The organism is Verrucosispora sp. SN26_14.1, assembly GCF_004307965.1.
Lineage (GTDB): Bacteria > Actinomycetota > Actinomycetes > Mycobacteriales > Micromonosporaceae > Micromonospora.
In genome coordinates, this window is the sequence record NZ_SISL01000764.1 from 1 (window position 1) to 1,457 (window position 1,457).

The window sequence follows — 1,457 nt, forward strand, 5'->3', positions numbered from 1 at the left end:
GCGCGGGCCCGTGCCGCGAACGCCGCCGCCCCCAACGCGTCGAACTCCGCCGCCGCGGCCTGCAACGCCTCCCGGGCCTGCCGCTTGCGGCGCGACCGGCGGTGCACCACCCCGGCGACCAGCAGACACCGGGCGCGGTCCAGCGGCAGGACGCCGGGCGGCACCGTGGCCCGCGCGCTGTCGATCTCCGCCAGCGCGGCCGACGGGTCGACCCCACCCGCGCTGTCCACCAGGGCCCGGCTGCGCGCCAACCCGAGCAGCGTCCAGGGGCGCGGCAGCCGCCGGTGCCGCTGCGCCAGCCGCGCCAGCGTCGCCCCTGCGGTGACCAGATCGCCGACCCCGACGCACGCCTCGATCCAGTCCGGCTCGAAGCGTTGGGCCAGCGGCTCGGCCAGGCCCATCCGGTCGAACATCGCGGCGAGCCGCCGGAACCCGACGGCGGCGTCGGCCGTCCGCCCGGCGCTGAGCGCGACGAACGCACCCAGGTGCAGGTGGATCCGGCGGCACCAGTCGTCGTCGAGTTCCTCGCCGAGCCGGGTGCCGGCCTCCGCCACCCGGGCCGCCGCGTCGAGCCGACCCCGCATCGCGTCGAGGAACGCGGCCAGCCAGGTCTCGGCGGTGAGTTCGGTGCCCAGCAACTCACCGAGCTCGCGGGCCGCCGCGATGTGCCGCTCCGCCGCCGCCCAGCGTCCGGCCAGCAGCTCGGTCTCGCCGAGGTGCTTGAGCAACTCGTGCTGGGACGGCTCGTCCCCGCGTGCGGTGGCCCGGTCCAGCAGCCCGGCCAGGCGCTGTCGGGCCCGGTCCAGGTCGTCGATGCCCTTCCACCAGACCGCCGGGATCGTGCCGGCCAGCCAGGACGGTTCCGCACCCTCCATGGCCAGTGCCCGGTGGAGCAGTTCGACGCGGGGCGGCACTCCGGCGCGTACCTCGTTGAAGAAGAGGTTCATCAGGGCGGCGGCCAGCAGCGGACGGTCGCCGCCGGGCCCGGTGAGCAGCCCGACCGCCGCCTCGGCGTGCGTGCGGGCCGGATCCGGCAGGTCGACGAAGAGTGCCAGGTGGGCGTGGATCCGTCCGGACAGGGGAGAGCCGGGTCGGGTCGCGGTCAGTGCCCGCGTCGCGGCCTCGACGGCGGTGCCGCCCGGCTCGTCGGCGCTCCACGCCACCACGGCCCGCAGCAGCAGCGCCTCGGCACGGACGTCGCCGCCGAACCCGTCGGCCACCGCCTCGGCGGCGAGTCGGGCACCCGGATGGTCACCGCAGTCGAACCGGCACCGGGCCGCCGCCAGCCGTCGCCGCCCCTGGGCCTCCCGGTCGTCCGCCGGAGTGAGCCGCGCCGAGGACTCGTAGAGCGTCACCGCCGCCTCCGGCGCGCCGCGCGCGTGCTGCCGTGCCGCAGCCGCCGCCAGGGCGTCGGCCACCACCGGGTCGGGCGTGGTCTGTGTCTTATCCACATCTGC

The 1,457-nt window shown here is 77.2% G+C and carries 1 pseudogene; it reads right to left on the reverse strand.

Annotated features, from left to right (window positions below):
• A pseudogene (locus EYA84_RS31730) lies at nucleotides 1–1,457 on the reverse strand (helix-turn-helix transcriptional regulator); the annotation flags it as partial.